At 71.9% G+C, this 26,432-nt stretch carries 26 protein-coding genes; 15 read left to right on the forward strand and 11 right to left on the reverse strand.

Features of this window, described 5'->3' with window-relative positions:
- Window positions 1-28 precede the first annotated feature (28 nt).
- The 5 genes from AC1MGR_RS14025 (at window position 29) to AC1MGR_RS14045 (ending at window position 4,622) form a co-directional block, all read left to right on the forward strand.
- Window positions 29-1,165: an amino acid ABC transporter permease gene (locus AC1MGR_RS14025; protein WP_480231990.1), complete on the forward strand. Its 1,137-nt coding sequence runs from the start codon at window positions 29-31 to the stop codon at window positions 1,163-1,165.
- On the forward strand, window positions 1,162-1,947 hold the full coding sequence (locus tag AC1MGR_RS14030; protein WP_480231991.1) for an amino acid ABC transporter ATP-binding protein: 786 nt from the start codon (window positions 1,162-1,164) through the stop codon (window positions 1,945-1,947). The genes AC1MGR_RS14025 and AC1MGR_RS14030 overlap by 4 nt, the downstream gene beginning before the upstream one ends.
- A gap of 111 nt (window positions 1,948-2,058) precedes the next feature.
- Window positions 2,059-2,508 carry a hypothetical protein gene (locus AC1MGR_RS14035; RefSeq protein WP_480231992.1) on the forward strand — a complete coding sequence of 150 codons (450 nt, stop codon included), beginning with the start codon at window positions 2,059-2,061 and terminating at the stop codon, window positions 2,506-2,508.
- Between the two features lie 169 nt (window positions 2,509-2,677).
- Window positions 2,678-3,535: an EamA family transporter RarD gene (gene rarD / locus AC1MGR_RS14040; RefSeq protein ID WP_480231993.1), complete on the forward strand. Its 858-nt coding sequence runs from the start codon at window positions 2,678-2,680 to the stop codon at window positions 3,533-3,535.
- A gap of 58 nt (window positions 3,536-3,593) precedes the next feature.
- Window positions 3,594-4,622: a P1 family peptidase gene (locus tag AC1MGR_RS14045; protein WP_480231994.1), complete on the forward strand. Its 1,029-nt coding sequence runs from the start codon at window positions 3,594-3,596 to the stop codon at window positions 4,620-4,622.
- A 37-nt stretch (window positions 4,623-4,659) separates the two neighbouring features.
- Here the strand turns inward: AC1MGR_RS14045 and AC1MGR_RS14050 are convergent, their stop codons facing one another.
- Together AC1MGR_RS14050 and AC1MGR_RS14055 are read right to left on the reverse strand one after the other, a co-directional pair.
- Window positions 4,660-4,944 carry a hypothetical protein gene (locus tag AC1MGR_RS14050; protein ID WP_108036207.1) on the reverse strand — a complete coding sequence of 95 codons (285 nt, stop codon included), beginning with the start codon at window positions 4,942-4,944 and terminating at the stop codon, window positions 4,660-4,662.
- A 38-nt stretch (window positions 4,945-4,982) separates the two neighbouring features.
- A complete protein-coding gene (locus AC1MGR_RS14055; protein ID WP_108036205.1) occupies window positions 4,983-5,189 on the reverse strand; it encodes a hypothetical protein in 207 nt (68 codons plus the stop codon).
- A 416-nt stretch (window positions 5,190-5,605) separates the two neighbouring features.
- Between AC1MGR_RS14055 and AC1MGR_RS14060 the strand changes: the two genes are divergently transcribed.
- Window positions 5,606-7,168 (forward strand): helicase HerA domain-containing protein, encoded by a 1,563-nt coding sequence (locus AC1MGR_RS14060; RefSeq protein ID WP_480231995.1) that lies wholly within the window; start codon window positions 5,606-5,608, stop codon window positions 7,166-7,168.
- Between the two features lie 19 nt (window positions 7,169-7,187).
- Here AC1MGR_RS14060 and AC1MGR_RS14065 read toward each other — a convergent pair whose 3' ends face one another.
- Complete coding sequence (locus AC1MGR_RS14065) at window positions 7,188-8,225, reverse strand: ABC transporter substrate-binding protein (RefSeq protein ID WP_480231996.1); 1,038 nt, start codon at window positions 8,223-8,225, stop codon at window positions 7,188-7,190.
- A 366-nt stretch (window positions 8,226-8,591) separates the two neighbouring features.
- Here AC1MGR_RS14065 and AC1MGR_RS14070 point away from each other — a divergent pair, with 366 nt between their 5' ends.
- A complete protein-coding gene (locus tag AC1MGR_RS14070) occupies window positions 8,592-9,005 on the forward strand; it encodes a DUF3597 domain-containing protein (protein ID WP_108036199.1) in 414 nt (137 codons plus the stop codon).
- A 123-nt stretch (window positions 9,006-9,128) separates the two neighbouring features.
- Here AC1MGR_RS14070 and AC1MGR_RS14075 read toward each other — a convergent pair whose 3' ends face one another.
- The 3 genes from AC1MGR_RS14075 to AC1MGR_RS14085 all read right to left on the reverse strand — a co-directional run bounded on the left by AC1MGR_RS14075 (window position 9,129) and on the right by AC1MGR_RS14085 (window position 10,734).
- On the reverse strand, window positions 9,129-9,431 hold the full coding sequence (locus AC1MGR_RS14075; protein WP_480231997.1) for a BrnA antitoxin family protein: 303 nt from the start codon (window positions 9,429-9,431) through the stop codon (window positions 9,129-9,131).
- Complete coding sequence (locus AC1MGR_RS14080; protein WP_480231998.1) at window positions 9,409-9,702, reverse strand: BrnT family toxin; 294 nt, start codon at window positions 9,700-9,702, stop codon at window positions 9,409-9,411. The genes AC1MGR_RS14075 and AC1MGR_RS14080 overlap by 23 nt, the downstream gene beginning before the upstream one ends.
- Before the next feature lie 138 nt (window positions 9,703-9,840).
- The gene (locus AC1MGR_RS14085; RefSeq protein ID WP_480231999.1) at window positions 9,841-10,734 is read right to left on the reverse strand and encodes an ATP-binding protein; all 894 of its coding nucleotides are present in this window, start codon (window positions 10,732-10,734) and stop codon (window positions 9,841-9,843) included.
- Window positions 10,735-10,992: 258 nt separating this feature from the next.
- Between AC1MGR_RS14085 and yajC the strand changes: the two genes are divergently transcribed.
- From yajC to AC1MGR_RS14110, 5 genes are all read left to right on the forward strand, one after another.
- Window positions 10,993-11,328 carry a preprotein translocase subunit YajC gene (gene yajC / locus AC1MGR_RS14090; protein WP_480232000.1) on the forward strand — a complete coding sequence of 112 codons (336 nt, stop codon included), beginning with the start codon at window positions 10,993-10,995 and terminating at the stop codon, window positions 11,326-11,328.
- A 94-nt stretch (window positions 11,329-11,422) separates the two neighbouring features.
- Complete coding sequence (gene secD, locus AC1MGR_RS14095) at window positions 11,423-13,033, forward strand: protein translocase subunit SecD (protein WP_480232001.1); 1,611 nt, start codon at window positions 11,423-11,425, stop codon at window positions 13,031-13,033.
- 328 nt (window positions 13,034-13,361) lie between these two features.
- Window positions 13,362-14,309, forward strand: a complete 948-nt coding sequence (gene secF / locus AC1MGR_RS14100) for a protein translocase subunit SecF (RefSeq protein ID WP_480232002.1) — start codon at window positions 13,362-13,364, stop codon at window positions 14,307-14,309.
- Between the two features lie 9 nt (window positions 14,310-14,318).
- A complete protein-coding gene (locus AC1MGR_RS14105; RefSeq protein ID WP_480232003.1) occupies window positions 14,319-14,708 on the forward strand; it encodes an Mth938-like domain-containing protein in 390 nt (129 codons plus the stop codon).
- A 13-nt stretch (window positions 14,709-14,721) separates the two neighbouring features.
- Complete coding sequence (locus AC1MGR_RS14110) at window positions 14,722-15,603, forward strand: phytoene/squalene synthase family protein (RefSeq protein WP_480232004.1); 882 nt, start codon at window positions 14,722-14,724, stop codon at window positions 15,601-15,603.
- Window positions 15,604-15,749: 146 nt separating this feature from the next.
- Here the strand turns inward: AC1MGR_RS14110 and AC1MGR_RS14115 are convergent, their stop codons facing one another.
- Complete coding sequence (locus tag AC1MGR_RS14115; protein ID WP_108036185.1) at window positions 15,750-16,673, reverse strand: manganese catalase family protein; 924 nt, start codon at window positions 16,671-16,673, stop codon at window positions 15,750-15,752.
- Window positions 16,674-16,952: 279 nt separating this feature from the next.
- Here AC1MGR_RS14115 and AC1MGR_RS14120 point away from each other — a divergent pair, with 279 nt between their 5' ends.
- Window positions 16,953-18,671 (forward strand): L-lactate permease, encoded by a 1,719-nt coding sequence (locus AC1MGR_RS14120; protein WP_108036183.1) that lies wholly within the window; start codon window positions 16,953-16,955, stop codon window positions 18,669-18,671.
- A gap of 162 nt (window positions 18,672-18,833) precedes the next feature.
- Window positions 18,834-19,364, forward strand: a complete 531-nt coding sequence (locus AC1MGR_RS14125) for a GNAT family N-acetyltransferase (protein ID WP_480232005.1) — start codon at window positions 18,834-18,836, stop codon at window positions 19,362-19,364.
- Here the strand turns inward: AC1MGR_RS14125 and tcuC are convergent.
- From tcuC to AC1MGR_RS14145, 4 genes are all read right to left on the reverse strand, one after another.
- Window positions 19,345-20,667 carry a tricarballylate/proton symporter TcuC gene (tcuC, locus tag AC1MGR_RS14130; RefSeq protein WP_480232006.1) on the reverse strand — a complete coding sequence of 441 codons (1,323 nt, stop codon included), beginning with the start codon at window positions 20,665-20,667 and terminating at the stop codon, window positions 19,345-19,347. The genes AC1MGR_RS14125 and tcuC overlap by 20 nt on opposite strands.
- A gap of 137 nt (window positions 20,668-20,804) precedes the next feature.
- The gene (gene trmFO, locus AC1MGR_RS14135) at window positions 20,805-22,223 is read right to left on the reverse strand and encodes a methylenetetrahydrofolate--tRNA-(uracil(54)-C(5))-methyltransferase (FADH(2)-oxidizing) TrmFO (RefSeq protein ID WP_108036177.1); all 1,419 of its coding nucleotides are present in this window, start codon (window positions 22,221-22,223) and stop codon (window positions 20,805-20,807) included.
- 62 nt (window positions 22,224-22,285) lie between these two features.
- Window positions 22,286-23,260 carry a S1C family serine protease gene (locus AC1MGR_RS14140; RefSeq protein ID WP_108036175.1) on the reverse strand — a complete coding sequence of 325 codons (975 nt, stop codon included), beginning with the start codon at window positions 23,258-23,260 and terminating at the stop codon, window positions 22,286-22,288.
- A 118-nt stretch (window positions 23,261-23,378) separates the two neighbouring features.
- The gene (locus tag AC1MGR_RS14145; protein ID WP_480232007.1) at window positions 23,379-24,782 is read right to left on the reverse strand and encodes an FAD-binding oxidoreductase; all 1,404 of its coding nucleotides are present in this window, start codon (window positions 24,780-24,782) and stop codon (window positions 23,379-23,381) included.
- Between the two features lie 269 nt (window positions 24,783-25,051).
- Here AC1MGR_RS14145 and serA point away from each other — a divergent pair, with 269 nt between their 5' ends.
- On the forward strand, window positions 25,052-26,299 hold the full coding sequence (serA, locus tag AC1MGR_RS14150; protein ID WP_108036171.1) for a phosphoglycerate dehydrogenase: 1,248 nt from the start codon (window positions 25,052-25,054) through the stop codon (window positions 26,297-26,299).
- Window positions 26,300-26,432: the final 133 nt, after the last annotated feature.

The raw sequence follows: 26,432 nt of genomic DNA on the forward strand, positions 1-26,432 counted from the left end.
GAGGTGAGGCGATGAGACAGGCGACGCGATGACCGTGATCCGCGAGACCCTGCTGCCCCCGGCCCCGCCGCCGCGCCGGACCGGCGGCCCCGTCGGCTGGCTCCGGGCGAACCTGTTCCCGGGCCCCGGCAACACCCTGACGACGCTGGCGATCCTGGCCGGGCTGGCGCTGCTGCTGCCCCCGGTGGTCCGCTTCCTCGTCACCGACGCGGTCTGGCACGGGACTTCGGGCGAGGCCTGCCGGCCGGAGGTCGCCGGGCACCCGGTCGGCGCCTGCTGGGCCTTCATCGGGGCCAAGATCAACTACCTCGTCTACGGCTCCTACCCGGCGGCCGAGCGCTGGCGCCCGACCCTGTTCTTCGGCCTCGTGGCCCTGGGCACGGCCTGGATGCTGTGGCTCGACGCGCCGCGCCGCGGCCTCGGGGCGGTGTTCGTCTTCGGCGTCGGCCCGCTCCTGTCCTACGGGCTCCTCTCGGGGACCCCTGTCCTCGGCCTCGCCCCCGTGGCCACCAGCCTGTGGGGCGGCATCCTGGTGACCCTGGTGGTCTCGCTGGTGGGCATCGTCGCGTCCCTGCCGCTGGGCATCCTGCTGGCGCTGGGGCGGCGCTCGGAGCTGCCGGTGCTGCGCTACGCCTGCATCGGCTTCATCGAGTTCTGGCGCGGGGTGCCGCTGATCACCGTGCTGTTCATGGCCAACGTGATGCTGCCGCTGTTCCTGCCCGGGGACCTGACCGTGGACCGGCTGGTGCGCCCGCTGGTCGGCATCGCGCTGTTCGCCTCCGCCTACATGGCCGAGGTGGTGCGCGGCGGCCTGCAGGCGATCCCCGAGGGGCAGGGGCGGGCGGCCCTGGCCCTGGGGCTGACGCGGTGGCAGGTCCTGCGCCTCGTCGTCCTGCCCCAGGCCCTCAAGGTGGTGGTGCCCGGCATCGTCAACACCCTGATCGGCCTGTTCAAGGACACGACGCTGGTCTCCATCGTGGGCATCGCCGATTTCATCCGGGTGCTGGAGGCGGCGCGTGCCGATCCACGCTGGTCTGCGCCGACGATCCCCGCCACCGCCTACGCCTTCGCGGCCCTGTTCTACCTCGCGGTCTGCTTCTCCATGGCGCGCTACGCCGCCTTCATCGAGCGGCGGCTGGCCGCCGGCGAGCGGGGCCGGGCATGAGCGCCGGTCCCGAGACCCCTGTTTCCGAGGCCCCTGTTTCCGGGGCCCCTGTTTCAGAGACGCCCGCCGTCGAATTTTGCGGCGTGAACACGTGGTTCGGCACCGCCCACGTCCTGCGCGCGGTCTCGCTCACCGTCGCCCCGTCCGAAAGGATCGTGATCTGCGGCCCCTCGGGCTCGGGCAAGTCGACCCTGATCCGCTGCGTCAACGGCCTCGAGGCCTACCAGGGCGGCACGATCCGGGTGGAGGGCCAGGACCTCACCCCGGCCCGCATCCCGGCGGTGCGGCGCCGCGTCGGCATGGTGTTCCAGCACTTCAACCTGTTCGCCCACCTCACCGTCCTGGAGAACTGCACCCTGGCGCCGATCCACGGCCGCGGGATCGGGCGCCGGGCCGCCGAGGCGCGGGCGCGGGACGAGCTCGCCCGCCTCGCCATCGCGGACCTGGCCGACCGCTTGCCCGGCCAGCTCTCCGGCGGCCAGCAGCAGCGGGTCGCCATCGCCCGCGCCCTCTGCCTCGACCCGGCGGTGATGCTGTTCGACGAGCCGACCTCGGCCCTCGACCCCGAGATGGTGGGGGAGGTGCTCGACACCCTGGCGGATCTCGCGGAGCGCGGCATGACCCTGCTCTGCGTCACCCACGAGATGGGCTTTGCCCGGCGGGTCGCCGACCGGGTGGTGTTCATGGACGAGGGCCAGATCGTCGAGGTCGCGCCGCCGGAGGCCTTCTTCGACCGCCCCGAGCATCCCCGCACCCGGGATTTCCTCGCGCGCCTCCTGTGAGCGCCAAAAGGTGTGCCGGCGCAGGACGCCGCGCCATCCGGCGGGCTCGGGTTCGTTAACGCCGATGCGCTAAATCCAGCCTGGTACTCGCGTATCCGGGAAGCCCGTCCCTTGCGTATCCTGCGGAACATCGTCGTCGGCAGCATCTTCGGCGGCAGCGCCCTGGTCATCGCCTTCGCCTGCGTCGACCGGCTCGACCACCCGGCGCCCCGGGCCGCGGTGCCCGCCGCGTCGGTGGCCGCCCTCGCCCGGGTCCGCCCGCCCGAGCCCACCGTGACGGGGTCGCTCCCGGCCGAGGCCGGCCCCTCGATCAGCGACATCCTCGGGCGCGACGCCGTCGCCCGCCAGACCGTCACCCGGCCTCCCGTGCCCAAGGCCTCCACCACCCGCGACACCCCGGGTCGCGAAACCGCGGGCCGGGCCCCGGCCAAGCCCGTGGCCAAGGTCGCCGCCGCGCCGGCCCCGAAACCGGCCCGGAAGACCGCCGACGGCTTCGACACCGAGCGCCTGAACGCCCTCATGCGCGGCGACCCCGCCGTGACCCTCGCGCGCACGCGCTGACGTCACCTGCACGGGCGCTGAGCGCGCCATACCCGCCGAGCCCCTTGCCCGCCGAGCGCCCGCGCCATGCGTCATCGCGCACGGGCGCGCCCCCGAGCGCCTGCTATAAGCCGCGCCCGGTCCCGCGCGGGCCGAGGACTGGCCAAGGGTCGGCAAGGGGAGGCGGCCTGTGGGTCTGATCTACGCGCTCGGCGCCTATCTCAGCTGGGGCCTCGTAGTCCCGGTGCATTTCCGCCTGCTCGACGCCGTGCCGGCCCCGAGCATCCTGGCCCACCGCATCGTCTGGTCGAGCCTGCTCGTCGCCGGCCTGCTCGTGGCCCTGCGCCGCCGGATCCGCACCCCCTTCCCCCTGGTGCGCCGGCACGGGCTCCTCGTCCTCTCGGCCGGGCTGATCGGCGTGAACTGGCTCCTCTACCTCCAGGCCGTGCAGTCCGGGCACATGCTCGACGCGAGTCTCGGCTACTTCATCAACCCGCTGATGAGCGTGGCGCTCGGCGCCGTGGTGCTGGGCGAGCGCCTGCGCCCGGTCCAGGCCGCCGCGGTGGCGCTCGCGGCCGGCGCCGTGCTGCTGGCGGTCGCCCTGGCGGGAAGCCTGCCCTGGGTCTCGCTGGCGCTGGCCGGCAGCTTCTCGCTCTACGGGCTCGCCCGCAAGGTCGTGGGCGTCGACGCCATGGTGGGCTTCGCCGCCGAGACGCTGGTGCTGCTGCCGGTGGCTCTGGTCTACCTCGTGGCCTTCGCGCCGCCGGTGATCCAGGGCGACCCCGTGCGGGCCGGCCTCATCCTGCTCACCGGGGCCACCACGGCGCTGCCGCTGATCTGGTTCGCGGCGGCCGCCGAGCGGCTCACCCTCGCCACCCTCGGCCTGATGCAGTACCTCGCGCCCTCCTGCCTCCTCGTCCTCAGCACCCTCGTCTACGGCGAGCGCCTGGAGCCGCACCGGGCGGTGCTGTTCGGGCTGATCTGGCTGGCCCTGGCGATCTACGCCGTCGACGCCTATCGCGCCGCGCGGCGGGCGCGGGGCGGCTGAGGGCCCTCGCCCGAACCCCTCGCCGCGTGCGATCCTGGATCGACCGGGAGACGCGATCATGCTGACCAACCGCATCACCGACATCGCCGGCCTCCGGGTCGGCCACGCCACCGACCTGCGGCTCGCCAGCGGCGTCACCGCGCTCCTCTTCGACGAACCCGTGGTGGCGGGCGTCGACGTGCGCGGCGGCGGCCCCGGCACCCGCGAGACCGACCTCCTCGACCCCGAGCGGACGGTGGAGCGCATCGACGCCCTGGTCCTCTCCGGCGGCTCGGCCTTCGGCCTCGACGCGGCTTCGGGCGTCGTCGCCCACCTCGCCGAGACCGGGCGCGGCTTTCCCGTCGGCCCGGCCCGGGTCCCGATCGTGCCGGCCGCGATCCTGTTCGATCTCCTCAACGGCGGCGACAAGGCCTGGGGCCGGTTCTCGCCCTATCGCGACCTCGGCCACGCGGCGGCCTGCGCCGCCACGCGGGATTTCGCCCTCGGCTCCGTCGGGGCCGGCACGGGGGCCGCCACCGCCGACCTGAAGGGCGGGATCGGCTCGGCCTCGGCGCTCGTGGACGGTCTGCGGGATGGCGCGGGCTCGGGCCTGCGGGTCGGCGCCCTGGTGGCGGTGAACGCCTTCGGCCGGGTGACGGTGGGGGCGGGGCCGCATTTCTGGGCCGCCCCCTACGAGGTCGGCGACGAGTTCGGCGGCCTCGGGTGTCCCGCCGCGATGCCGGCCGACGCCTTCGACTGGCCGCGCAAAACCTTTCCGGGCACGGGGCTGCCCGGGGCCAGCACCACCCTGGCGGTGGTGGCCACCGACGCCGTCCTCACCAAGGCGCAGGCGCGCCGCCTCGCCGTGATGGCCCAGGACGGCCTCGCCCGGGCGATCCACCCGGTCCACACGCCGCTGGACGGCGACGCCGTCTTCGCCGTGGCCACCGGCCGGGTTCCCCTCGCCGACCCGGTCCTCGACCTGGCGCGGCTCGGCGACGCGGCGGCGCGGACCCTCGCCCGCGCGGTGGCGATCGGGGTGCACCGCGCGACGGTGCCGCCCGGATGGGCCGGGCCGCCGGCCTGGGCGGACCGGTTCGGGGGATGAGGCGGGGCGGACGTGTCCGGCGCAGGCCGGATCGCGTTCAGCTCTGGCCGAGCTCGGCCTTGGCATCCGCGATGAGGCCGGCCAGCCCCGCATCGACCTCGGCGCCGAGCATGCGGCGCTCGGCCTCCGTCAGGTCGGCGGCCCAGCCGCGCTGGCCGAAGCCCTCCGCGCACTTGGCCCGCTCGGCCGCGAGATAGGCCTCGGTCTCGGCCGGCTGCGTGCGCATGGCCTGGACGAGGCCGAACCAGGCCGCGCGCTCCACCACCGCGAGGCGGGCCCGCAGGCGGATCATCACCGCGCGCTCGGGGCTGACATCGTCCATCGGCTGCTCCGTTCCCGGCCCGCGTCCCGGCGCGCGGCTCAGCGCCGCGGTTCGCAGCGCGTCTTCACGTAGGTGCCCGTCTCGCCGCCATGCCCGGCATTGGCGGCGAGGACCGGTCCCTGCACCAGGCATTCCTGCAGGGTGTGGGCCGGGCCGGTGATGATGTCGAGGGCCGTCTCGCGGGAGCAATCCGGAGCCTGGACGGTGGAGGCGCAGACGAGGGCGACGACGAGGATCGGGTTCATGACCGGATTACCTGGGGCGGGCTCCCCGTGCGGCAAGGGCCGCGCCCGCCATCCTCTGCAACTTAGTGCCGGTCGGGAAGGGTGCCGGCCGGGAAGGCGGCCGGGGCCCGCGCCGGAGTTTCTGTTTCGTTCCCGGGACGACGTGGCGGCGACCGAGCGATAAGGAAAAGAGCCTAGGACAAAAGGCATAGGTCCATAAGCCTAGGACAAAACATTCGCACTTTCTCGGACGTTTCGAACGAAACAGGAACGAAGCGGGTTCGGCCGGGGTTCGGCGCCCCCGGTGGTGCGGCCCCTGGCCTGTGGACGCCACCCCCGCCGGCCGGACCCGCCGGCGGACGCGCGTGTTAAGATCTTCGTGCGAGAGCGTGAGGGAGCGCCGGGGACCGAGCCCCGGGGCGGGAGCCGGAGCAGGCATGACGGTCGGCATCGAGATGGGTCTGAGCATGGGGCCGGGGGCGGAGCCCGCGCGCCTCGACCTCGAGGAGCTCCTGGCCACGCGTCTCCTGGTCCAGGGCAATTCGGGCTCGGGCAAGTCGCACCTGCTGCGGCGCCTGCTGGAGCAGAGCGCCGGCGCGGTGCAGCAGGTGGTGATCGACCCCGAGGGCGACTTCGTCACCCTGGCCGAGGCCTACGGCCACGTGGTGGTGGACGGGGCCCACGGCGAGGCCGACCTCCAGGCCATCGCCGCGCGGGTGCGGGCGCACCGGGTCTCGGTGGTGCTCACCCTGGAGAGCCTCGACATGGAGGCGCAGATGCGCGCCGCCGCCGCCTTCCTGGGCGGCCTGTTCGAGGCCGAGCGCAGCCACTGGCACCCCGCCCTGATCGTGGTCGACGAGGCGCAGATCTTCGCCCCCACCGCGGCCGGCGACGTCTCGGACGAGGCGCGGAAGGCCTCGCTCGGCGCCATGACCAACCTGATGTGCCGGGGCCGCAAGCGGGGCTTGGCCGGCATCATCGCGACCCAGCGCCTGGCCAAGCTCGCCAAGAACGTGGCGGCCGAGGCCACCAACTTCCTGATGGGCCGCACCTTCCTCGACATCGACATGGCACGCGCCGCCGATCTCCTCGGCCTCGACCGGCGCGGCGCCGAGCGGTTTCGCGACCTGTCGCGGGGCGAGTTCGTCGCCCTCGGCCCGGCGCTCAGCCGGCGGCCCCTGGCCCTGCGCATCGGGCCGGTGACCACGTCCGCGCGCTCGGGCTCGCCCAAGCTCGTGCCGCTGCCCGCCCCGGCGGATGCGGACCTGCGCGCCCTCATCCTCACCCGCGCGCCCGACGAGCCGGCGCAGGCCTGGGCCCCGGCGCCGCGCACGCCGCCGGTGCCGCGCGCCACCCCCGCCGACCTCATGCGCGAGCTCAGCGCCTACCGGCCCGAGCCGGTGGAGGCACCCGCGCCGCTCAGCGAAGAGGAGATCCGCGCCGGGCTCGATACGGTGCTGCGCGGCATCGCCGCCGATCCCGATGCCGGCGGCCAGCCGGTGGCGGTGGTCTACCAGGACTTCCTCGTGCGCTGCCGGATGCGCGGCCTCGACGGCGAGGCGATCAGCCTGGCGGCCTTCCGCCGCCGCCTCGGCGTCGCCCGGGCCGGGTTCGACGGGGCCGACGTCGCCCCGGACGAGGCGGACGGGCGCTGGGAGGAGGCGCAAGGGGTCGCCGCCACCCTGCCGGACGAGGTCCAGGGCCTGTTCCTGCTCCTCGCCCGGGCGGCGCTGGCCGGCGAGCCCTGTCCCGGCGACGAGGCCCTGGCGCGGGCGATCGGCAGCCGCTCGCCGGGCCGGGCCCGGCGCCTCCTCGCCTACGTGGAGACCCGCGGCACCATCGTGTGCCGCATGGATTACCGCGGCAACCGCATCGTCGCCCTGCCGGCGCTCGCCTGCGAGACCGGGCCGGGCGACCCGAAGGCCCCGCTGGAGGCGAAGCCCGGGAGCGCGGCGGCCGATCCGGACACCGGCCTGCCCGGGCTGTTCGCGGCCGAGTAGGTCCTCGGGGGGCGCCGCCTCAGCGCTTCGTGGCGGCCTCGTAGAACTTCGGCTCGAACAGGCCGTCCAGGGGCACGTCCTTGTCGAGGGTGCCGATGGAGACCTGGTAGGCCTGCATCTTCTTGGTGGCCTCGACGATCTGGCGCGGATCGGCGGTGAACCGGGCGGCCGGGGAGGTCAGCGCCTTGGTGATGGTCGCGGTGTCGGTGATGCCCTTGCCGAGGGCCGCCTCCACGGGCTTGGCCGCGCGGGCCGGGTCGCTCTTCAGGAGCGCGACGGCGCGCACCACGGCCTTGACCAGGCCCTCCACGGCGGCGGGGTTCTTGTCGGCGAAGGCGCCGAACACGCCCACCACGGTGCCCGGCTGGTCGGGGAACATCTCGCCCCCGGTGGCGATGAGCTTGATGCCGGGGTTGCGCATCTGCACGATGGTGAGGGCCGGCTCGCGGATCGAGGCGCCGTCGACGGCCCCGGCCAGCATCGCCTGCTGGGTGGCGTCGATGCCCATGGCCACCACCTCGGCATTGGCCTTGTCGGCCTTGGCCACCTGCCAGAGCCAGTGCTGCAGGGTGGTGTTGGGCACCGAGCCCGCCGGCTGCGTGGCGAGGCGGGCGGCCTTGCCCTCCTTGGCCCGGAACTTCGCGAAGGCCTCCGCCTTGTCGGCGCCGTCGGCGAAGTAGGGGGCGAGCTTCGGGCTCGCCACGAACACCATCTCCTCGACGGCGGTGGCGGCCACCACCCGCACGTCGATGCCCTTGGTGCGGGCCACGGCCAGGGGCGCGACGCCGGCGACGTAGACGTCGATGGTGCCCGAGGCCAGGGCCTGGATCATGTTCGGGCCGGATTCGAAGGTGGTGAAGGTCGGGCTGAGGCCGGCCTCCTTGAGCCAGCCCTCGCCGTTGGCCACGAAGATCGGCGCCGCGCCGATCACCGGGATGACGCCGACGCGCACCGGGACCGGCGCGGCGGTCTGCGCGCCGGCGGGGCGGAGGCCCGCGCCGGCGGCGAGGGCGGCGAGGGCGGCGGCGAAGGTCGCGGAACGGCGGGTCGGGCGCATCAGGGGATTCCGGTCAGGGGCGGGCGCCCGTTGCGCGCGGCGGAGCGGCGCGCGGCGGGGCCGGGAACGAGGATGCCGCGCAGTGGCACGCACGGGGCGCCAGTGCAAGAATTCGCGTAAGAATCCGCTCCGATCCCGGCGTTCCGCCCCGGATGTCTGGCGGTTTCATCTTCTGGAAGCGCGCGCAGCGGAAGAAAAATCTCCCGCCGACGAAGATCTGGGGGCCGCCCGGCCTGATCCGGACCCGGTCGGATTCGCCCGGTCCGTCGCCGTGATCCGTCCCGTTACGGGAACGCGGCCGGACGCATCTCGTTGTCACCCCGTCGCGGCACCGGCCGCCGACGTGAGATTGAGGGAAACCCTGTTATGAGCCTCCTCGGCAGCATCGTCAGCAAGATCCTCCATCCCTTCGGCGGCGGAGATGCCCAGGCCAAGCCGTCCGAGGCGAACGCACAGCCCTCCGCCGGCGGTTCGGACGCCCCCGCCGCGACCCCGACCAGCACCGGCGCCCCGGCCGGCGGTCCCGTCGACGTCGAGCAGGTGCTCAACGGCATGGCGGCCAAGAATGGGCAGACCCTGAACTGGCGCACCTCGATCGTCGACCTGATGAAGCTCCTCGACCTCGATTCGAGCCTCACCGCCCGCAAGCAGCTCGCCGACGAGCTGCACTACACCGGCGACAAGGAAGACTCGGCGACGATGAACGTCTGGCTGCACAAGCAGGTCATCAAGAAGCTCGAGGAGAACGGCGGCAAGGTGCCGGCCGATCTCAAGGATTAATTCTCGATCCGACGTTGGGCGTAGCCTGACTTAGGGTGACGATCGAGGGGGCAGGGGACATCGTCCGCTGCCCTTTTTCATGCGTGCCCTCGCCCGAGGGCGGACGCTCGGAGCCGGGCCGCCTCAGTCGGAGCTGCGCTCCGATTGCTGGTCTTCCATGTAGCGGCGCAGCACGGCGTTCATGCGGGCCTGATAACCCTTGCCGCCGCGCTTGAAGAACGCGACCACATCCTGGTCGAAGCTGGCGTGGACGGCCGTCTTGACCGGCGGCAGACCGATCGTGGCAGACGCCCAGTGGCTCTCGTCCGTAACGGGATTGTCGGCATCTGCGACGGCCATCTGCTCGACCTCCGCCTCGGTCCGCGCGTGAAGGGCAGCCCAGTCCGTGCGTCCCGAGGGATTCCTAGCCGGCTTGACGACGGGCATGGAAACTCCTCCTCTCCTTTCGGCCCGCGAGGCGAGCCGAGATGATCCGGTATTTGGGCGGCCGCACGGCAAACGTGACGTTCAGAACGAGCCCAGTCCATTCGACGAGCATATTGAACCGTTTCTCGCCGTAGTCCCACCGTGTGTCCTCGACAACCAGCGCGAAGCGCCCGTCGAAGACAGTGTCGAGATCGGCGAAGTCGATCCCGTGGAGGGCGAGGTTCGAGACAGCCTTGAGGTCATCCCAGACCGTGCGTTCCGCGTCACCCATCGGCCCTCGGGGGTGGCGTGGACGAGACAGAGGGAATCCCTGTCCCGAGCGCCCACCGCCCTATTCTACGTCAGCGTGTCATAAACTGGATGCGCATCCTTTGGGCGATTTGCCGGGTCGTGCGGCACGCCTCCCGCCTCAACCCTCCAGCCGCTGTCCCAGGCGTCCGGCGAGATCCTGGATGAACTGGAACGCGGTGCGGCCCGAGCGGGAGCCGCGGGTGGTCGCCCATTCCAGGGCCTCGGCCCGGACGCGGTCGGGGTCCGCCGTCAGGCCGTGTTGCGCCACGTAGGCGCGGATCATCGCCAGGTACTCGTCCTGGCTGCACTTGTGGAAGCCGAGCCAGAGGCCGAAGCGGTCGGAGAGGGAGACCTTCTCCTCCACCGCCTCGCCCGGGTTGATGGCCGTGGAGCGCTCGTTCTCCACCATGTCCCGGGCCAGCAGGTGGCGCCGGTTCGAGGTGGCGTAGAACAGCACGTTCTCGGGCCGTCCCTCGATGCCGCCGTCCAGCGCCGTCTTCAGGGACTTGTACGAGGTGTCGTCGCCGTCGAAGGAGAGGTCGTCGCAGAAGACGATCCAGCGATGGGCGTCGCCCCGCAGGGTCGCCATCAGGTCGGGCAGCGCCTCGATGTCCTCGCGGTGGATCTCCACCAGCTTCAGGGGGAGGGCGCCGGGGGCCCGCGCGGCGTTGATCTCGGCCTGCGCCGCCTTGACCAGCGAGGACTTGCCCATGCCGCGGGCACCCCAGAGCAGCGCGTTGTTGGCCGGCAGGCCCTCGGCGAAGCGCCGGGTGTTCGCCACCAGGGTGTCGCGGGCCCGGTCGATGCCGGTGAGCAGGCCGATCGCCACCCGGTTGACGCGGGCCACCGGGATCAGGCGGCGCTCCGGCCCCCACAGGAAGGCGTCGGCGGCCGTCAGGTCGACGGGCGCGCGCGGGGCGGGGGCGGCGCGCTCCAGGGCGGCGGCGATCCGCTCCAGCACCGGCAGAAACGCCGCCAGGGCGGCCGGGTCGGCGGGGGGCGTGGCGGTCATGGACGGTTCCTCGAACTCAAGGTCCAGCGCTGGGGCCGGTGCGGCGGGTGTCGTGCTTTACGGTGCCCGAGCGCCGCGATGAACCCGATAAATCGCTTGCCCGCCGGCGATTCGCGCCCCGCGGACCCATTCGCCTCACCCGGGCGGCGTTGCTTTCACTTAGGCCCTGGCTATAGTCCGCGCGCTTTTTGACAAGCCCGGACGCCCCCTCGACCGAGGGTCTGGCGGCGCGGGCCTTATCCTTGAGGAGTCACCCGCTTGATCACCCCCGCCTTCGCGCAAGGGGCCACCTCGGCCGCTGGCGGAGCGGACATCGCCTTGCAGGTGGTGCCGTTCGTCCTCATCTTCGTCATCATGTACTTCCTGATCCTCCGCCCGCAGCAGCGCCGCGTGAAGGAGCATCAGAACATGGTCAAGAACGTCCGCCGCGACGACACCGTCGTCATTACCGGCGGCATCGTCGGCCGTGTCACCAAGGTCGCCGACGAGGCCTCGGAGATCGAGGTCGAGATCGCGCCCAACGTCCGCGTCAAGGTCGTGCGCGCGATGATCTCGGAAGTCCGCGTCAAGGGCGCGCCGGTCAAGGCCGCCTGACGGCAGCGACCCGAGCATTGCGGGCGAGGCTTTGCGGGCCGGGCATACGGCCCGCAAAGCCACTGAAGAAACGGACACAGGACGGACCCGGCGGATGCTGCGCTTCTCGAGAACCAAGATCGTCACGACGCTGGCCGTCATCCTGATCGGCCTCAGCCTCGCCGTGCCGAGCTTCTTCTCGGCCGAGCAGCGCAGCCACTTCATGGCCTCCCTGCCGGGCTGGTTCCCGAGCTGGATCGTGCCCCAGCGCGCCATCGTGCTGGGCCTCGACCTCCAGGGCGGCTCGCAGCTCCTCCTCGAGGTCGACCAGAACGACCTCGCCAAGTCCCTGACGACGGCCCTGCGCGACGACGTCCGCCGGGTCCTGCGCGAGGCCGGCGGCGTGACCCCGGAGGGCGGCATCCAGATCATCCCGCGCGGCGTCCAGCTCCGGATCACGAACGAGGCCGCCCGCGCCAAGGTGCTGCCGAAGCTGCGCGAGCTCGCGCAGCCGATCTCCAACGCCCTGGTGGGCCAGGGCGGCGGCCAGACCCTCACCGTCACCGAGAAGCCCGAGGGCGTGATCCAGCTCACCCTCACGGATGCGGGCCTCACCGACCGGACGCGCCGGGCCGTGACCCAGGCCATCGAGGTCATCCGCCGCCGCATCGATTTCGGCGGCACCAAGGAGCCCTCGATCCAGCAGCAGGGCGCCGACCGCATCCTCGTCCAGGTCCCCGGCCTCCAGGATCCGCAGAAGCTGGAGGACCAGCTCGGCAAGACCGCCAAGCTCGAGTTCCGCATGCTGGCGGATTCGCCCTCCGGCGACGTCGACCTGCTGCCCTCCAAGGACGAGAAGGGCGCCCGCGTCCCCGTCGAGCGCCGCGTGATGGCCTCCGGCGCCGACCTCACCGACGCCCAGCCGGCCTTCGACCATCAGACCCAGGAGCCGATGGTCAGCTTCAAGTTCAACCTGAAGGGCGCCCAGAGCTTCGGCCAGGCGACCTCGGAGAATGTCGGCCGCCGCATGGCCATCGTCCTCGACAACGAGGTGGTCTCGGCGCCCCGCATCAACACGCCGATCACCGGCGGCTCCGGCCAGATCACCGGCAACTTCACCGTGGCCCAGGCCAACGAGCTCTCGATCCTGCTGCGGGCCGGCGCGCTCCCGGCCAAGCTCACCGTGGTCGAGCGCCGCGTCGTCGGCCCCGGCCTCGGCAGCGACTCGATCCAGGCCGGCAAATACGCCACCCTGGTGGCCGGCGCCCTCGTCATCGCCTTCATGTTCGCCACCTACGGGGTGTTCGGCTTCTTCGCCAACATCGCCCTCATCGTGCACGTGGGCCTCATCCTCGGCCTGATGTCGGTGCTGGAGGCGACCATGACCCTGCCGGGCATCGCCGGCATCGTGCTCACCATCGGCACGGCGGTGGATTCCAACGTGCTGATCTACGAGCGCGTGCGCGAGGAGGTCCGGGCCGGGCGCTCCATCGTGTCGGCGCTCCAGGCCGGCTTCGACAAGGCCTTCGCCACCATCATCGATTCGAACTCGACCATGGCGATCGCCGCCCTGATCCTGTTCTTCCTCGGCTCCGGCCCCGTGAAGGGCTTCGCCGTGGTCTTCATCCTGGGCATCCTCACGACGGTCATCACCGCCGTGACCCTGACCCGGATGATGATCGCCCTGTGGTACAACATGGCCCGGCCCAAAACCCTGCCGTTCTGAGGGCCTCGCTGGGCCTGAAGACCTTGTCGGTCTGAAGACCTCACTATTCTGAAGACTCGGCCGTTCCGAATTTCGCTGTCCGTCCGTTCACTGCTTGCAAAGGGAGGTCGATCCGGTTTTCGCGTGATCCGCACGGTCGTCACGTCACCGCGTCATCCCGGGGCCGCGAAGCGGAGCCCGGGGTCCAGACGCAGCGGCGCGGCAGGACGGGCGCCATCCATGGTTCTGGATTCCGGGCTCGCCTGCGGCGCCCCGGAACGACGTGGAGCCCGGAGCAGCGTGTGCGATCATCGGGCCCCCGGCCGACCTCATCGCCGAAAGACCGATCATGCGCCTGCTCCGCCTCTGGCCCGACGAGTCGCACGTCGACTTCATGCGCTTCCGGCGCATCACCTTCCCGCTCTCGGCGTTCCTGTCGGTGGCGACGGTGGTGCTGTTCCTCACCGTCGGCCTGAACTTCGGCATCGACTTCAAGGGCGGCACCCTGGTGGAGCTGCAGGCCAAGTCGAAGACGGCCGATGTCGGGGCCGTCCGCCACACCGCCAACGGCTTCGGCTTCGGCGAGACCGAGGTGCAGGAGCTCGGCGGCGAGGGCACCGTCCTGGTGCGCTTCCCCCTGCAGCCGGGCGAGCAGGGCCAGACCGCGGTGATGCAGAAGGCGCACGCCGCCTTCGACGCCGATTACGAGTTCCGCCGCACCGAGACCGTGGGGCCCCGCGTCTCGGGCGAGCTCGTGCAGTCCGGCACCATCGGCGTCGTGCTCTCGGTGCTGGCCGTGCTGTTCTACCTCTGGTTCCGCTTCGAGCGGGAGCTGGCGCTGGGCGCCATCGTCGGCACCCTGCACGACATCGTGCTGACGCTCGGCGTCTTCGTCATCAGCCGCATCGAGTTCAACATGACCTCGATCGCCGCGATCCTCACCATCGTGGGCTACTCGCTCAACGAGACCGTGGTGGTGTTCGACCGGACCCGCGAGCTGATGCGGCGCTACAAGACCATCCCCACGGTGGAGCTCCTCAACCTCTCGATCAACTCCACCATGTCGCGCACGGTGATGACCGCGACCTCGGCCTTCCTGTCGCTCCTCGCCCTGGTGCTGTTCGGCGGCGAGGCGATCAAGGGCTTCGCCATCGTGATGCTGGCCGGCGTCGTGATCTGCACCTACTCGGCGATCTTCGTCTCGACGCCGGTGCTGATCTATCTCGGCCTGATGCTCTCGGGCGTGAAGGCGCAGGGGCGCCCGGCCGGCGGGCGCGTGCCCCAGGCGGCGGAGTAGGGGGCGGGCATGGCGTCTCCCGGCAGCCTGCACGACGGCTTCGTTCCCGGGCGCCACCTCATCGACGCCTACGGCAACGGCGGCTTCCGCTTCGCCGAGATGTCGCATCGCGGCTCGATCCTGGTCACGCCGTCGGGCATCCGGGCCTGGGACGTGACCGAGTCCCGCGGCATCGACCGGAACGCCCTGCGGCCGATCCTCGCCGAGGCCGGGACGGTGGAGCTGCTCCTCGTCGGAACCGGGCTCGAGATCGCGCCTTTCCCTGATGCGCTCCGGCGCTGGCTCAAGGAGGGCGGCATCGGCCTCGACGTGATGCAGACGGGCGCGGCGGCGCGCACCTACAACATCCTCATGGCGGAGAACCGCAAGGTCGCCGCCGCCCTGATCGCGGTCGCATGAGGCCTTGCCGGACATGACGGATTCGGACACCCGGACCAGCCCGGCCGAGGGCAACCTCGCCTTCGCCTTCCAGCACTGCGAGGCCCTGGTCCGGGAGGGCGATCCCGACCGCTACTTCGCCACCCTCTTCGCCCCCGCGGCCGCCCGGCCCCACCTCTTCGCCCTCATCGCCTTCAGCCTCACCGTCGCCCGGGTCCGCGAGGCCGCCTCCAACCCGATGGCCGGCGAGATCCGCCTGCAATGGTGGCGCGACGCCCTGCAGGGCGAGGCCCGCGGCGACGTGAAGGCCAACCCCGTGGCCGCCGCCCTCGACGACGCCATCGTGCGGCGCAAGCTCGGGCGCCAGCCCTTCGTCGACCTCATCGACGCCCGGGTCTTCGACCTCTACGAGGACCCGATGCCCCGGGTGAACGACCTCGAGGGCTATTGCGGCGAGACCGTCTCGGCCCTGATCCGCCTCGGCGCCCTCGTCCTCTGCGACGGGGTCGAGCCCGGCGGGGCCGCCGCCGCCGGCCATGCCGGCGTCGCCTACGGGGTCACCGGCCTGCTGCGGGCGCTGCCCTGGCACGCCCGCGCCGGGCAGGTCTACCTGCCGGCCGACATCCTCAAGACCTACGGCGTCACCCGCGAGGACATCGTCACCGGGCGCGGCGGCCCCGGGCTCCTGCGCGCCGCCGCCGACCTGCGGGCGCTGGCCCGCCGCCACCTCAAGGCCTACGAGGCGGCCCGCGCCACCATCGCGCCGGCGGCCCGCCCCGCCTTCCTGGCCGTCGCCCTGGTGGAGCCCTACCTCGCCGCCATGGAGCGGCCGGGCTACGACCCCCTCAACACCGTGGTCGAGATCCCGCGCTGGCGCCGCCTCTGGACCCTCTGGCGCGCCTCCCGCCGGGGCTGAGCCCGCATCGTCCGTCCCTTCGAGTTCTTGTGCGCGAGATTTCCCGCGCGAGATCTTCCGCACACGAAACCCGCGCATGTAAAAAGGGCGGCCCCGAAGGACCGCCCCGTCATCCTGCGTAAAGCCTGCCCCGCGAACCCGGCGGCTCAGCGGGCCTTCTTCGTCAGCTTCGCGGCGATCTCGAACATCTCCTCCGGGGCGTAGTCCGGGGTGAAGGCCGAGGGCACGCCGGTGAGCTGGTGGATCTTGCCGCCGTCGGGCATGCCCTCGACGACGCTGAGCTCGCCCGGCGGGTCGCCCGGGAGCGCCACCTCGCCGTTGCCCCAGATGCCGGCCATCTCGGTGTAGTCGCCCGGGCTGAAGGTGTAGAGCCGGCGGTGCGAGCCCTCCTGCAGGTACTTCTGGCACTCGGGGATCTTGTCGAGGTTGATGTTCGGCGTCGGCAGGAACTTCTCGATCTCGACGCCGGTGATCTTCTTCAGCGCCAGGGCGTAGGCGTGGGCATGGACCGAGCCGCGCACCAGCAGGTAGCCGCAGACCTCGCGGCCCGTCGGGTCCGTCAGGGTCTCGTAGACGCGCAGCTTGTGCAGGCGGGCGCCGCACTCGAGGTGGAAGTTGTGCAGCAGGTCCACCACGACGTTGCCGGTGGTGGTGATGAAGTCGTTGTTCCAGGAGGCGCCGTTGCTGCTGACCGGGGTGACGCCGCCGCCGTTCGACAGGAAGGCGGCCGCGAGGCGGATGTCCTTCATGTCCTCGAAGGGCGCCTTGGAGATGTCGCCGCCGTCCGTCTCGTCGCCGTCGTTGTCGGGACCGTTGGCGAGCATCGCCACGCCGTTGCTGACGAGCTCCACGTGACCGAGTTCCTCGGCCGTGATCGCAGCCACGAGGCTATAGAACGGGCGCAGCTTCGATTTGCTGCGGAAATTGAAGCTCTGGAACATGTAGTTCCCCAGAGTCGACATCTCGCCATACTTGCCGCCGAGCAGTTCCTGCAGGGCCGCGGCAGCGTTGGGATCCTTCCGCTTCGGGGCAGGAAGCTCGGCCTGTAGCTTGTCGACGCGCATAAACATAGATTAAATCTCCGCTTCCAGTCGCTCGGGGTCTCGACAGGGAAGTGGTCGCCGGAGGCGCATGTTCCGCCCGCCCGGCCAGGAATGCGGACGCCCCGGCGTCGCGGGCCGGGGCGGACAAAGCCGCGGGAACCCGGGCGGCGGCGGCGGATCTTCGTGCAACACCCTCTGAATACATGATTAACCGCGTTGAGCCGGCCGAACGGCTCTGCTAGCAACGGGGACAAGGCCCGGCATGAGATCGGGTTGCCCTGGAGGAGTACGGCGCCCGTGAACACAGTGACCACCTGGAATCAGGTCTACGACCCATTCGGGAACGCCTGGCTCTCGACCCTGGCGGCCTCGCTGCCCGTCATCGCCCTGCTCGGCATGATCGCGAGCGGCAAGGTACAGGCCCATATCGCGGCCGTGCTCTCCCTCGTGCTGGCCTTCTGCGTCGCCGTCTTCCTGTTCGGCATGCCGGCCGATCTGGCCACCCGCGCCTCCGCCTACGGCGTCGCCCTCGGCCTGTTCCCCATCGGCTGGATCATCCTCAACGTCATCTTCCTCTACCGCCTGACGGTGGAGAAGGGCTGGTTCGCCACCCTGCAGCAGTCGGTGGCGGGCATCACCACGGACCGGCGCCTCCAGCTGCTCCTCGTGGCCTTCGCCTTCGGCGCCTTCTTCGAGGGCGCGGGCGGCTTCGGCACCCCGGTGGCGGTGACGGGCGCGATCCTGATCGGCCTCGGCTTCTCGCCGCTGGCCGCCTCGGGCCTCTCGCTCATCGCCAACACCGCGCCGGTGGCCTACGGGGCGCTCGGCGCCCCGATCCAGGGCCTCGCCTCGGTGACGGGCTACGATCCCTACATCCTCGGCGCCATGATCGGCCGGCAGCTGCCGTTCTTCTCGATCATCGTGCCGTTCTGGCTGATCTGGGTGTTCGCGGGCTTCCGCGGCATGATCAAGATCTGGCCCCCGATCCTGGTCTGCGGCGGCTCCTTCGCGGCGGCCCAGTTCCTGATCTCGAACTACGTGAACCCCTGGATCGTCGACATCGGCGCCTCCCTGATCTCGATGGCCGCCCTGGTGGCCTTCCTCAAGGTCTGGCAGCCCAAGGAGATCTGGACCTCCCCGGCCCTGCGCGGCAACGACCCGTCCCTCGGCTACGTCAACGGCGGCCGTCCGGTCTCCCTCGGCGCCGCCGTCCCGGGCGACCTGCCCAAGGTGAACCTCGGCGGCCGCACGGCGACCTCCCGCGAGATCGCGATGGCCTGGGTCCCGTGGATCATCCTCTCGGTGATCGTGGCGATCTGGGGCACCGGCTGGTTCAAGAGCCTCGTCAACCCGATCTTCACCTGGAAGTACGAGGTGCCGGGCCTGCACAACGTGATCATGAAGGTGCCGCCGGTGGTGGCCAAGGCCCATCCGGAAGCCGCCGTCTTCGCCTTCACCTACATGTCCTACACCGGCACCGGCGTGCTCTTCGCCGCGCTCATCTCCGGCCTGATCATGCGCTTCTCGCCGTGGCGCCTGATCACCGCCTACGTTGAGACGATCTGGGTGCTGCGCTACTCGCTCATCACCATCGCGGCGATGCTCGCGCTGGGCGTGCTCACCCGCTACGCCGGCGTGGACGCCACCCTGGGCCTCGCCTTCGCGGGCACGGGCATCCTCTACCCGTTCTTCGGCACGCTGCTCGGCTGGCTCGGCGTCGCGCTCACGGGCTCGGACACGGCCTCCAACGTGCTCTTCGGCGGCCTGCAGAAGATCACCTCGGAGCAGCTCGGCCTGTCGGGCATCCTCATGGCCTCGGCGAACTCGTCGGGCGGCGTGATGGGCAAGATGATCGACGCCCAGTCGATCGTCGTCGCCTCCACCGCCACCGGCTATTTCGGCCAGGAGGGCAAGATCCTGCGCTTCGTGTTCTGGCACTCGATCGTGCTGGCCTGCCTCGTCGGCGGCCTCGTGATGCTGCAGGCCTACGTGCACCCGTTCAGCGCGATGGTGATCCACCCGTAGGGGTGATTCGCCCGAACGCCCGACGACAGGGCCCGCCCCGGAGACGATCCGGGGCGGGTTTTTTGTTGGCTCCAGCGGCTTTTCCCGGGCCCCGCCCGGCTCCGGGTCCGGCCGCGCGCGATGCCGCTTGTGTCCGGGGCCGCGCGGGGGCAAGTCCAGGGGATGTTCTTTCGCAAGCTCGCCGCGCGCTACAGCCTCGCGAACCTCAAGCCGGTCGAGACCGCGCGGCTGCGCCTCGCGCCGCTGGCGCCGTCCGACGCCGAGGCCCTGCGCGCCCTGACCGACGACCCGGCCATCACCGGGGCGGTGGACTTCCTGCCCGCCCCCTTCACCCTCAAGGACGCGCGCCAGCTCATCGGCCCGGCCAAGGTGACGAAGGACTGCTTCCTCGGCGCGTGGCAGCGGGCCGACGGGGCGCTCGCCGCGGTGATCGGCCTGCACCTGCGCGGCGACCACGCCGTCGAGGTCGGCTACTGGGTCGGCGGCGCGGCGCGGGGGCAGGGGCTCGGCACCGAGGCGGTCACCGCCGCTCTGGGCCTGCTGCGCGCGCGCTTCCCCCACCGCGTCATCATTGCCCAGTGCCGCCCCGAGAACGCCGCCTCGGTCGGCCTCCTGCGCAAGGTCGGCTTTCGCGACACCGGCGACCCGGGCCAGCTGCCCGGGCGCCGGATCTTCACGGTCTCGCCGGCGTGACCGGGGCCGCGGCCCCCAGGCCCGGCGCGCGGGCGCGCTGCCGGTAGATCACGGCCGTGGCGAGGAGGCCGCAGGCCCCGCCGAAGGCCATCCAGAGGCCGGGGGCCGCCTTGTTGTCGGTGGCCGCGATCAGCGAGGTCGAGATCAGCGGCGTCATCCCGCCGAACAGGGCGGTCGCCAGGGAATAGGCCAGGGAGAACCCGGCCGTGCGCACCTCCGGCGGCACGATCTCGGTGAGCGCCACCACCATGGCGCCGTTGTAGCTGCCGTACAGGAAGGACAGCCACAGCAGCACCGCCAGCATGGTCTCGAAGGTCGGGTGCGCCACCAGCCAGGCCAGGGCCGGATAGGCGGTGACCAGGGTCAGGCCCGAGAACAGCAGCAGGATCGGGCGCCGGCCGATCCGGTCGGAGAGCGCCCCCATCACGGGGAGCCAGAACAGGTTCGACACCGCGACGCAGAAGGTGACGATCAGGCTGTCGGTGTCCGAGAGCTTGAGGACGTTCTTGCCGAAGGTCGGGGTGTAGACCGTGATCGCGTAGAACGCGATCGTGGTCATCGCCACCATCAGCATCCCGAGCCCGACGATCCGCCAGTTCCGCGCGAGCGTGCGCAGCACCGTGCCCACCGGCGGGTGGACCTTGCGGGCCTGGAAGGCCGGCGTCTCCTGCAGCGAGCGCCGGATGTAGAACAGGAACGGCACCAGCAGGCAGCCGATCAGGAAGGGGATGCGCCAGCCCCAGGCGCCCATCTCGGCCGGCGCGAGCAGGCGGTTGAGGGCGTAGCCGATGGCCGCCGCCGCCATGATCGCCACCTGCTGGCTGCCCGACTGCCAGGCGACGTAGAAGCCCTGCCGGCCCGGGGGCGCCAGCTCGGCGAGGTAGACCGAGACGCCGCCGAGCTCGACCCCGGCGGAGAAGCCCTGGAGCAGGCGCCCCACCAGCACCAGGGCGGGCGCCAGGAGGCCGATTGTGGCGTAGTCGGGCACCAGGGCGATCAGGATCGTGCCCGCGGCCATGATCGCCAGGGTGACGATGAGCCCCTTCCGGCGGCCGACCCGGTCGACATAGGCCCCGAGCAGCACCGCCCCGAGGGGGCGCATCAGGAAGCCGGCCCCGAAGGTCATGAAGGTCAGCATCAGCGAGGCGAACTCGCTCTCGCTGGGGAAGAACGCCTTGGCGATGTAGGACGCGTAGAACCCGAACGCGAAGAAGTCGAACATCTCCAGGAAGTTGCCGCTCGTCACCCGCAGGACGGCGGCGGCCCGGGAGCCGCCCTGGTCGTGGTCCGGATGGCCCGCCATCGGAGTTCCTCCCCTGATACGTTCGACATTGGGTCGTTCATCCCAACGTGATCGTATTTTTTCGCCGCCGCTAGGGCGGGGGAGGGGCGGAGCGGTTTCAATGCGGGCGGCGTGTTCGGGGCGCCGCGGCGCGCTCCCTACTCGGCCGCGATCTGCGCCGGTCCGTGGCCGAGCCAGGCCGCGAGGTCGGCCCGGGCCCTGTCGGTGAGGGCCTTCTTCTTGGCCACCGCCTTCTCGGGTCCCTTCAGGCGCTTGCCGCCCTCGCCCTTGGGCGCGTGGTCGAGGGGCGGGAACAGGCCGAAATTCACGTTCATCGGCTGGAACGAGCGCGGGGCGCCGGCCTCCTCGGCCGCGATGTGGCCGCCGGTGATGTGGCCGATCAGGGCGCCGAGCGCCGTGGTGGCGGGGAGGGGCTGGAGCGCCTCCCCGCGCGCCTCGGCCACGGCGAAGCGGCCGGCCATCAGGCCGATGGCGGCGCTCTCCACGTAGCCCTCGCAGCCGGTGATCTGGCCGGCGAAGCGTAAGGACGGCCGCGCCTTCAGGCGCAGGGTCGCGTCGAGGAGACGCGGGCTGTCGAGATAGGTGTTGCGGTGGAGGCCGCCCAGGCGCGCGAACTCGGCGTTCTCCAGGCCCGGGATCGTGCGGAACACCCGGACCTGCTCGGAATAGGTCAGCTTCGTCTGGAAGCCGACCATGTTGTAGAGGGTGCCGAGGGCGTTGTCCTGGCGCAGCTGGACGATGGCGCAGGCCTTCACGGTGGGGTCGTGCGGGTTGGTGAGGCCCACCGGCTTCATCGGGCCGTGGCGCAGGGTCTCGGGGCCGCGCTCGGCCATGACCTCGATCGGCAGGCAGCCGTCGAAGTAGGGGGTCGAGGCCTCCCACTCCTTGAAGCCGATCTTGTCGCCTTCGACGAGCGCCTGGATGAAGCCGTCGTACTGCGCCCGGTCCATCGGGCAGTTGATGTAGTCGGCGCCGGTGCCGCCGGGCCCGACCTTGTCGTAGCGCGACTGGAACCAAGCCTTGCCCATGTCGATGGAGTCGCGGTGCACGATCGGCGCGATCGCGTCGAAGAAGGCCAGGGACTCGGCCCCGGTCAACGCACGGATCGCCTGCGCCAGCGTGGGCGCGGTGAGGGGGCCCGTGGCGATGATGGTCCGGCCCCAGGCCTCGGGCGGCAGGCCCTCGACCTCCTCGCGCACGATCCGGATGCGGGGATGGGCCTCGATCGCCGCGGTGACGGCCCTGGCGAAGCCCTCGCGGTCGACGGCGAGCGCCCCGCCGGCGGGAACCTGGTGCGCGTCGGCCGCGCGCAGGATCAGCGAGCCGAGGGTGCGCATCTCCTGGTGCAGGAGCCCGACGGCGTTGCCGTTGGCGTCGTCCGAGCGGAACGAGTTCGAGCAGACGAGTTCGGCGAAGTCGCCCCCGTGATGGGCCTCGGTGCCGCGCACCGGGCGCATCTCGTGGAGCACCACGGCGTGGCCGCTCTCGGCGATCTGCCAGGCGGCTTCCGACCCGGCGAGGCCGCCGCCGACGATATGGATAGGGCTGTCCGTCATCGGCCCGGGATAAACCCGCCGGGGACTTCGATCAATGGAGGCCCCGATCCGGGAGCCCCGGATCAGTGGAGCTGGGGCGAGACCAGGAAGCGCTCGCGGTCCGAGGAGGTCACCGAGAGCTTGAGGGTCTTGCCGTCGCGCCGGATCGTCAGGGGCACCCGCACGCCGGCCTCGCCCAGGGCCCAGACCTGCCGGAAGAAGCCGGCCAGGTCGGCCACGGGCTCGCCCGCCACCGCCACGATGACGTCGCCCGGGCGCAGGTCCGCCGCCTCGGCGGGGCCGTCGTCGGCGAGCCCCATCACCACCACGGCCTCCTCGCCGTCGCTGGCATAGAGGCCGAGCCAGGGGCGCACCGGCCGGTCGACGCGGCCCCGGGCGGTGAGGTCGTCGAGGATCGGGGTCAGGAGGTCGATCGGCACGATCATGTTGATGGTCTTCGGCCCGGCGGTGCCGCCCTGCTGCAGCTGCAGCGAGCCGATGCCGAGGAGCGACCCGTCCGGCCCGATCAGCGCCGCCCCGCCCCAGTGCGGGTGCGAGGGGGCGGTGAACAGGGCCTCGTCGAGGACGTATTCCCAGTAGCCGGCGAATTCCTGGCGGGCGACGATCTCCACGGCGAGGCTGCGCGCCCGGCCGCCGACCCCGGCCATCACCGCCCGGTCGCCGATGCGCACCGGGGCGGAGCGGCCGAGCTTCAGGGGCTTCAGCCGGAGGTCGCCGAGCGCCTGGACCAGGCCGAAGCCGGTGACGGCGTCGAAGCCGACCACGTGGCCGGGCACGGAGCGCCCGTCATGGGTGGTGAGCCAGACGGAGTCCGCCTCGGTCACGAGGTAGCCGATGGTGAGGACGAGGCCGTCCTCGCCGATGACGACACCGTTGCCCGCCCGCTCGGTGCCCAGGGTCTCGGCGGTGAAGGCCTCCGGCGGTACCCGCGTCGAGAGAGCCACGACGGCGGTGAGCGCCTGCTCGAGGTCGTAGCCGTAATCGGCGGCCTTGGGCTGGGCGGATGCGGGGATCTTCCAGTCTCCGGGCGAGGCCATGGGAGCGTCTTTCCTGCCGTCGTGTCGGGTCGTTGAGACGGGAGATAGGTCGCCGGCTCGGATTCCGACAGTCTCGGGGCCGCGACACCCGCGCGTCGTCCGCCGGCCCCGCCCTAACTCAGGGGCGAGCGCGCAGCACCTTGCCGGGGTTGAGCAGGCCCTGCGGGTCGAGGGCGCCCTTGATCCGGCGGGCCAGCGCCATCTCCTCCGGCCGGCGGTGGCGGACGAGCTCGTCGACCCGGTACTGGCCGATGCCGTGCTCGGCCGAGATGCTGCCGCCGAAGCGCGCCACCGCGTCGTGGACGATGCGGTTGATGGCGTCCGATTCGTGCCCGGGTCCGATGATCACGTTGTAGTGGATGTTGCCGTCGCCCATGTGGCCGAAGATGTTCGGCCGGGTGCCCGGGGCGCCCGCCGCCAGGGCCTCGCCCGCCGCCGCCAGGAAGTCCGGGATCGCCGGGATCGGCACCGAGACGTCGTGCTTGACGCTCTTGCCGGCCCGGGCCTCGGCCTCGGTGATGTGCTCGCGCAGGGCCCAGAGGGCGGCCGCCTGCTGGCCGGATTCGGCGAGCACGCCGTCGGTGGCGTCGCCCCGCTCCAGGGCCTCGCCGAGCAGCGTCTCCACCGCCTCGCGCAGGCCCGCGAGGCTCGAGCCCGCCTCCATCAGCACGGTCCAGGGGGCCGGCCCGATCGGGCTCGCGAGGCCGGCATGCTCGGCCACCAGGGCGAGGGACTCGCCCGCGATCAGCTCGAAGGCCTGGATGGTGTCGCCCAGGGCGTCCTGGGCCGCCCGGAGCAGGCGCAGGGCCGCCGCCGGGTCCGGCACCGCCAGGAGCGCCGTGGCGGTGTGGCGCGGGCGCGGCACGAGGCGCAGGATGGCGGCGGTGACGATGCCGAGCGTGCCCTCGCTGCCGATGAAGAGCTGCTTCCAGTCGTAGCCCGCATTGTCCTTGCGCAGGGCCCGGAGGCCGTCGACCACGGTCCCGTCGGCGAGCACCACCTCGAGGCCGAGGACGAGGTTGCGGGTCATGCCGTAGCGCAGGACGTTGAGGCCGCCCGCATTGGTGGCGATGACGCCGCCGAGCATGGCCGAGCCCTCCGCCGCCAGGCTGACGGGGAGGAGGCGGCCTTCCGCCTCCGCCGCGTCCTGCGCCACCTTGAGGATGCAGCCGGCCTCCGCCTCCAGGGTCAGTCCCAGGGGGTCGACCCGGCGGATCGCGTTCATGCGGGCGAGCGACAGCACCACCTGGCCGCCGGAGGCGTCCGGGGTTGCGCCCCCCGCAAGGCCGGTATGTCCCCCCTGGGGCACCACCGCGACGCCGGCGGCGTGGCAGGCCGCCATCACGGCGGCGACCTCGGCCGTGCGGGTCGGGCGCGCCACCGCCGCCGGGCGACCCGGGAACAGGCGGCGCCAGTCGACCGCGTAGGGCGCCAGGTCGTCCGCATCCGTCAGCAGGCCGCCCCGGCCGAGGCTGGCCTCCAGCCGGCCGAGGAGGTCGGCCTGTGCGCGCGTCTGGCTCATCGGAGGGCTCCTCGTGCTGGCGGTCCGGCCCGGGCCGGACGGCCCGGGAAACGGGTCGCCCCGGCATTCCGGCGCCGGCCCGCCGGGTCAAGGGGGCGGCCTGACAATCGCTCCCGATGTTCAAGACCGGGCCTTGACCGGACCCGTGAACTGGCCTCTCACACGGCCCATTCGGGCCCTGGCGTCACGGTCCCGATCGCGTCGCGCGGCCTTCGGGTCCGGCGCCCCATCCGCCCGCCACGGGCGCGAGATCCGAGAAGAACACGACCATGGCCGAAAGACTCTCCTTCCCGAAGGACAAGATCCGCGTCCTGCTGCTCGAAGGCATCAACGACAGCGCCGCCGAGCTGTTCGCCGCCGCCGGCTACACCAACGTCGTGCGCGTGGCCAAGGCCCTGGACCGGGAGGCCCTGCACGAGGCCCTGAAGGGCACGCACATCCTCGGCATCCGCTCGCGCACCCAGCTCGACGCCGCGGCCCTGGCCCATGGCGAGCGCCTGCTGGCGGTGGGCTGCTTCTCGGTGGGCACCAACCAGGTCGACCTCGAGGCCGCCCGCCACCGGGGCATCCCGGTCTTCAACGCGCCCTACTCGAACACCCGCTCGGTGGCCGAGCTGGTGATCGGCGAGATCGTGATGCTGCTGCGCCGGATCGTGCCGCGCTCGGTGGGCGCCCATGCGGGCGAGTGGGACAAGTCCGCCACCGGCTCGCAGGAGGTGCGCGGCAAGACGCTGGGCATCGTCGGCTACGGCAATATCGGCTCGCAGCTCTCGACCCTGGCCGAGGCGATGGGCATGCGGGTGGTGTTCTACGACCAGACCGACAAGCTGCGCCACGGCAACACCGAGCCCACCGACAGCCTGGAGACCCTGCTGGCCCAGAGCGACGTGGTCTCCCTCCACGTGCCGGAGACGCCTGAGACCCACAACATGATCGGCGAGGCCGAGATCCGGGCGATGAAGCCCGGCGCCTTCCTGATCAACAACGCCCGCGGCACCGTGGTCGACCTCGACGCCCTGGCGGGCGCCCTGCGCGACGGCCACCTGCGGGGGGCCGCCGTGGACGTGTTCCCGGTGGAGCCCGGCTCCAACCAGGAGCGCTTCGTCAGCCCCCTCCAGGGCCTGCCCAACGTGATCCTGACGCCGCATATCGGCGGCTCGACCGAGGAGGCGCAGGAGCGCATCGGCTCCGAGGTGGCGCGCAAGCTGGTCGATTATTCCGACATCGGCTCGACGGTCGGCACCGTGAACTTCCCGCAGGTGCAGCTGCCCGCCCGTCCCACCGGCACCCGCCTGATCCACGTCCAGCGCAACATCCCGGGCATGCTGGGGCGCCTCAACGACACCTTCGCCCGGCGCGGGGTGAACATCGCGGCGCAGTTCTACCAGACCGACGGCGAGGTCGGTTACGTGGTGGTGGAGACCGACGTCACCGATGCCGATGCCGAGAGCCTGCTGGAGGAGATCCGGGCGCTGGAGGGCACCATCCGCGCCCGCCTGCTCTACGAGCGCCGCTGAGGCGCGCGCAGTGGCGCAGGGGCGCCGCCTCGGTTAACCTGTGTTGAGACGGCCCCACCCGCGGGGGCCGTCGCCGGACCGATCCCGCGCGCGCCGGACACAGAGGAAGCCCAGCCGTTGCGTGCAAGTCCCC

This window comes from Methylobacterium sp. BI1 (genome assembly GCF_056680125.1).

What these genes read in the sequence shown, in the direction of transcription:
- AC1MGR_RS14080 (WP_480231998.1), bottom strand. Translation starts at nt 9,702, where the DNA reads ATGGGTGACGCGGAACGCACGGTCTGGGATGACCTCAAGGCTGTCTCG.
- AC1MGR_RS14075 (WP_480231997.1), bottom strand. Translation starts at nt 9,431, where the DNA reads ATGCCCGTCGTCAAGCCGGCTAGGAATCCCTCGGGACGCACGGACTGG.
- serA (WP_108036171.1), top strand. Translation starts at nt 25,052, where the DNA reads ATGGCCGAAAGACTCTCCTTCCCGAAGGACAAGATCCGCGTCCTGCTG.
- AC1MGR_RS14060 (WP_480231995.1), top strand. Translation starts at nt 5,606, where the DNA reads ATGACGGTCGGCATCGAGATGGGTCTGAGCATGGGGCCGGGGGCGGAG.
- secF (WP_480232002.1), top strand. Translation starts at nt 13,362, where the DNA reads ATGCGCCTGCTCCGCCTCTGGCCCGACGAGTCGCACGTCGACTTCATG.
- AC1MGR_RS14045 (WP_480231994.1), top strand. Translation starts at nt 3,594, where the DNA reads ATGCTGACCAACCGCATCACCGACATCGCCGGCCTCCGGGTCGGCCAC.
- AC1MGR_RS14145 (WP_480232007.1), bottom strand. Translation starts at nt 24,782, where the DNA reads ATGAGCCAGACGCGCGCACAGGCCGACCTCCTCGGCCGGCTGGAGGCC.
- AC1MGR_RS14125 (WP_480232005.1), top strand. Translation starts at nt 18,834, where the DNA reads ATGTTCTTTCGCAAGCTCGCCGCGCGCTACAGCCTCGCGAACCTCAAG.
- AC1MGR_RS14140 (WP_108036175.1), bottom strand. Translation starts at nt 23,260, where the DNA reads ATGGCCTCGCCCGGAGACTGGAAGATCCCCGCATCCGCCCAGCCCAAG.
- AC1MGR_RS14025 (WP_480231990.1), top strand. Translation starts at nt 29, where the DNA reads ATGACCGTGATCCGCGAGACCCTGCTGCCCCCGGCCCCGCCGCCGCGC.
- AC1MGR_RS14115 (WP_108036185.1), bottom strand. Translation starts at nt 16,673, where the DNA reads ATGTTTATGCGCGTCGACAAGCTACAGGCCGAGCTTCCTGCCCCGAAG.
- tcuC (WP_480232006.1), bottom strand. Translation starts at nt 20,667, where the DNA reads ATGGCGGGCCATCCGGACCACGACCAGGGCGGCTCCCGGGCCGCCGCC.
- AC1MGR_RS14085 (WP_480231999.1), bottom strand. Translation starts at nt 10,734, where the DNA reads ATGACCGCCACGCCCCCCGCCGACCCGGCCGCCCTGGCGGCGTTTCTG.
- secD (WP_480232001.1), top strand. Translation starts at nt 11,423, where the DNA reads ATGCTGCGCTTCTCGAGAACCAAGATCGTCACGACGCTGGCCGTCATC.
- AC1MGR_RS14030 (WP_480231991.1), top strand. Translation starts at nt 1,162, where the DNA reads ATGAGCGCCGGTCCCGAGACCCCTGTTTCCGAGGCCCCTGTTTCCGGG.
- AC1MGR_RS14070 (WP_108036199.1), top strand. Translation starts at nt 8,592, where the DNA reads ATGAGCCTCCTCGGCAGCATCGTCAGCAAGATCCTCCATCCCTTCGGC.
- AC1MGR_RS14050 (WP_108036207.1), bottom strand. Translation starts at nt 4,944, where the DNA reads ATGGACGATGTCAGCCCCGAGCGCGCGGTGATGATCCGCCTGCGGGCC.
- AC1MGR_RS14110 (WP_480232004.1), top strand. Translation starts at nt 14,722, where the DNA reads ATGACGGATTCGGACACCCGGACCAGCCCGGCCGAGGGCAACCTCGCC.
- AC1MGR_RS14065 (WP_480231996.1), bottom strand. Translation starts at nt 8,225, where the DNA reads ATGCGCCCGACCCGCCGTTCCGCGACCTTCGCCGCCGCCCTCGCCGCC.
- AC1MGR_RS14105 (WP_480232003.1), top strand. Translation starts at nt 14,319, where the DNA reads ATGGCGTCTCCCGGCAGCCTGCACGACGGCTTCGTTCCCGGGCGCCAC.
- AC1MGR_RS14055 (WP_108036205.1), bottom strand. Translation starts at nt 5,189, where the DNA reads ATGAACCCGATCCTCGTCGTCGCCCTCGTCTGCGCCTCCACCGTCCAG.
- trmFO (WP_108036177.1), bottom strand. Translation starts at nt 22,223, where the DNA reads ATGACGGACAGCCCTATCCATATCGTCGGCGGCGGCCTCGCCGGGTCG.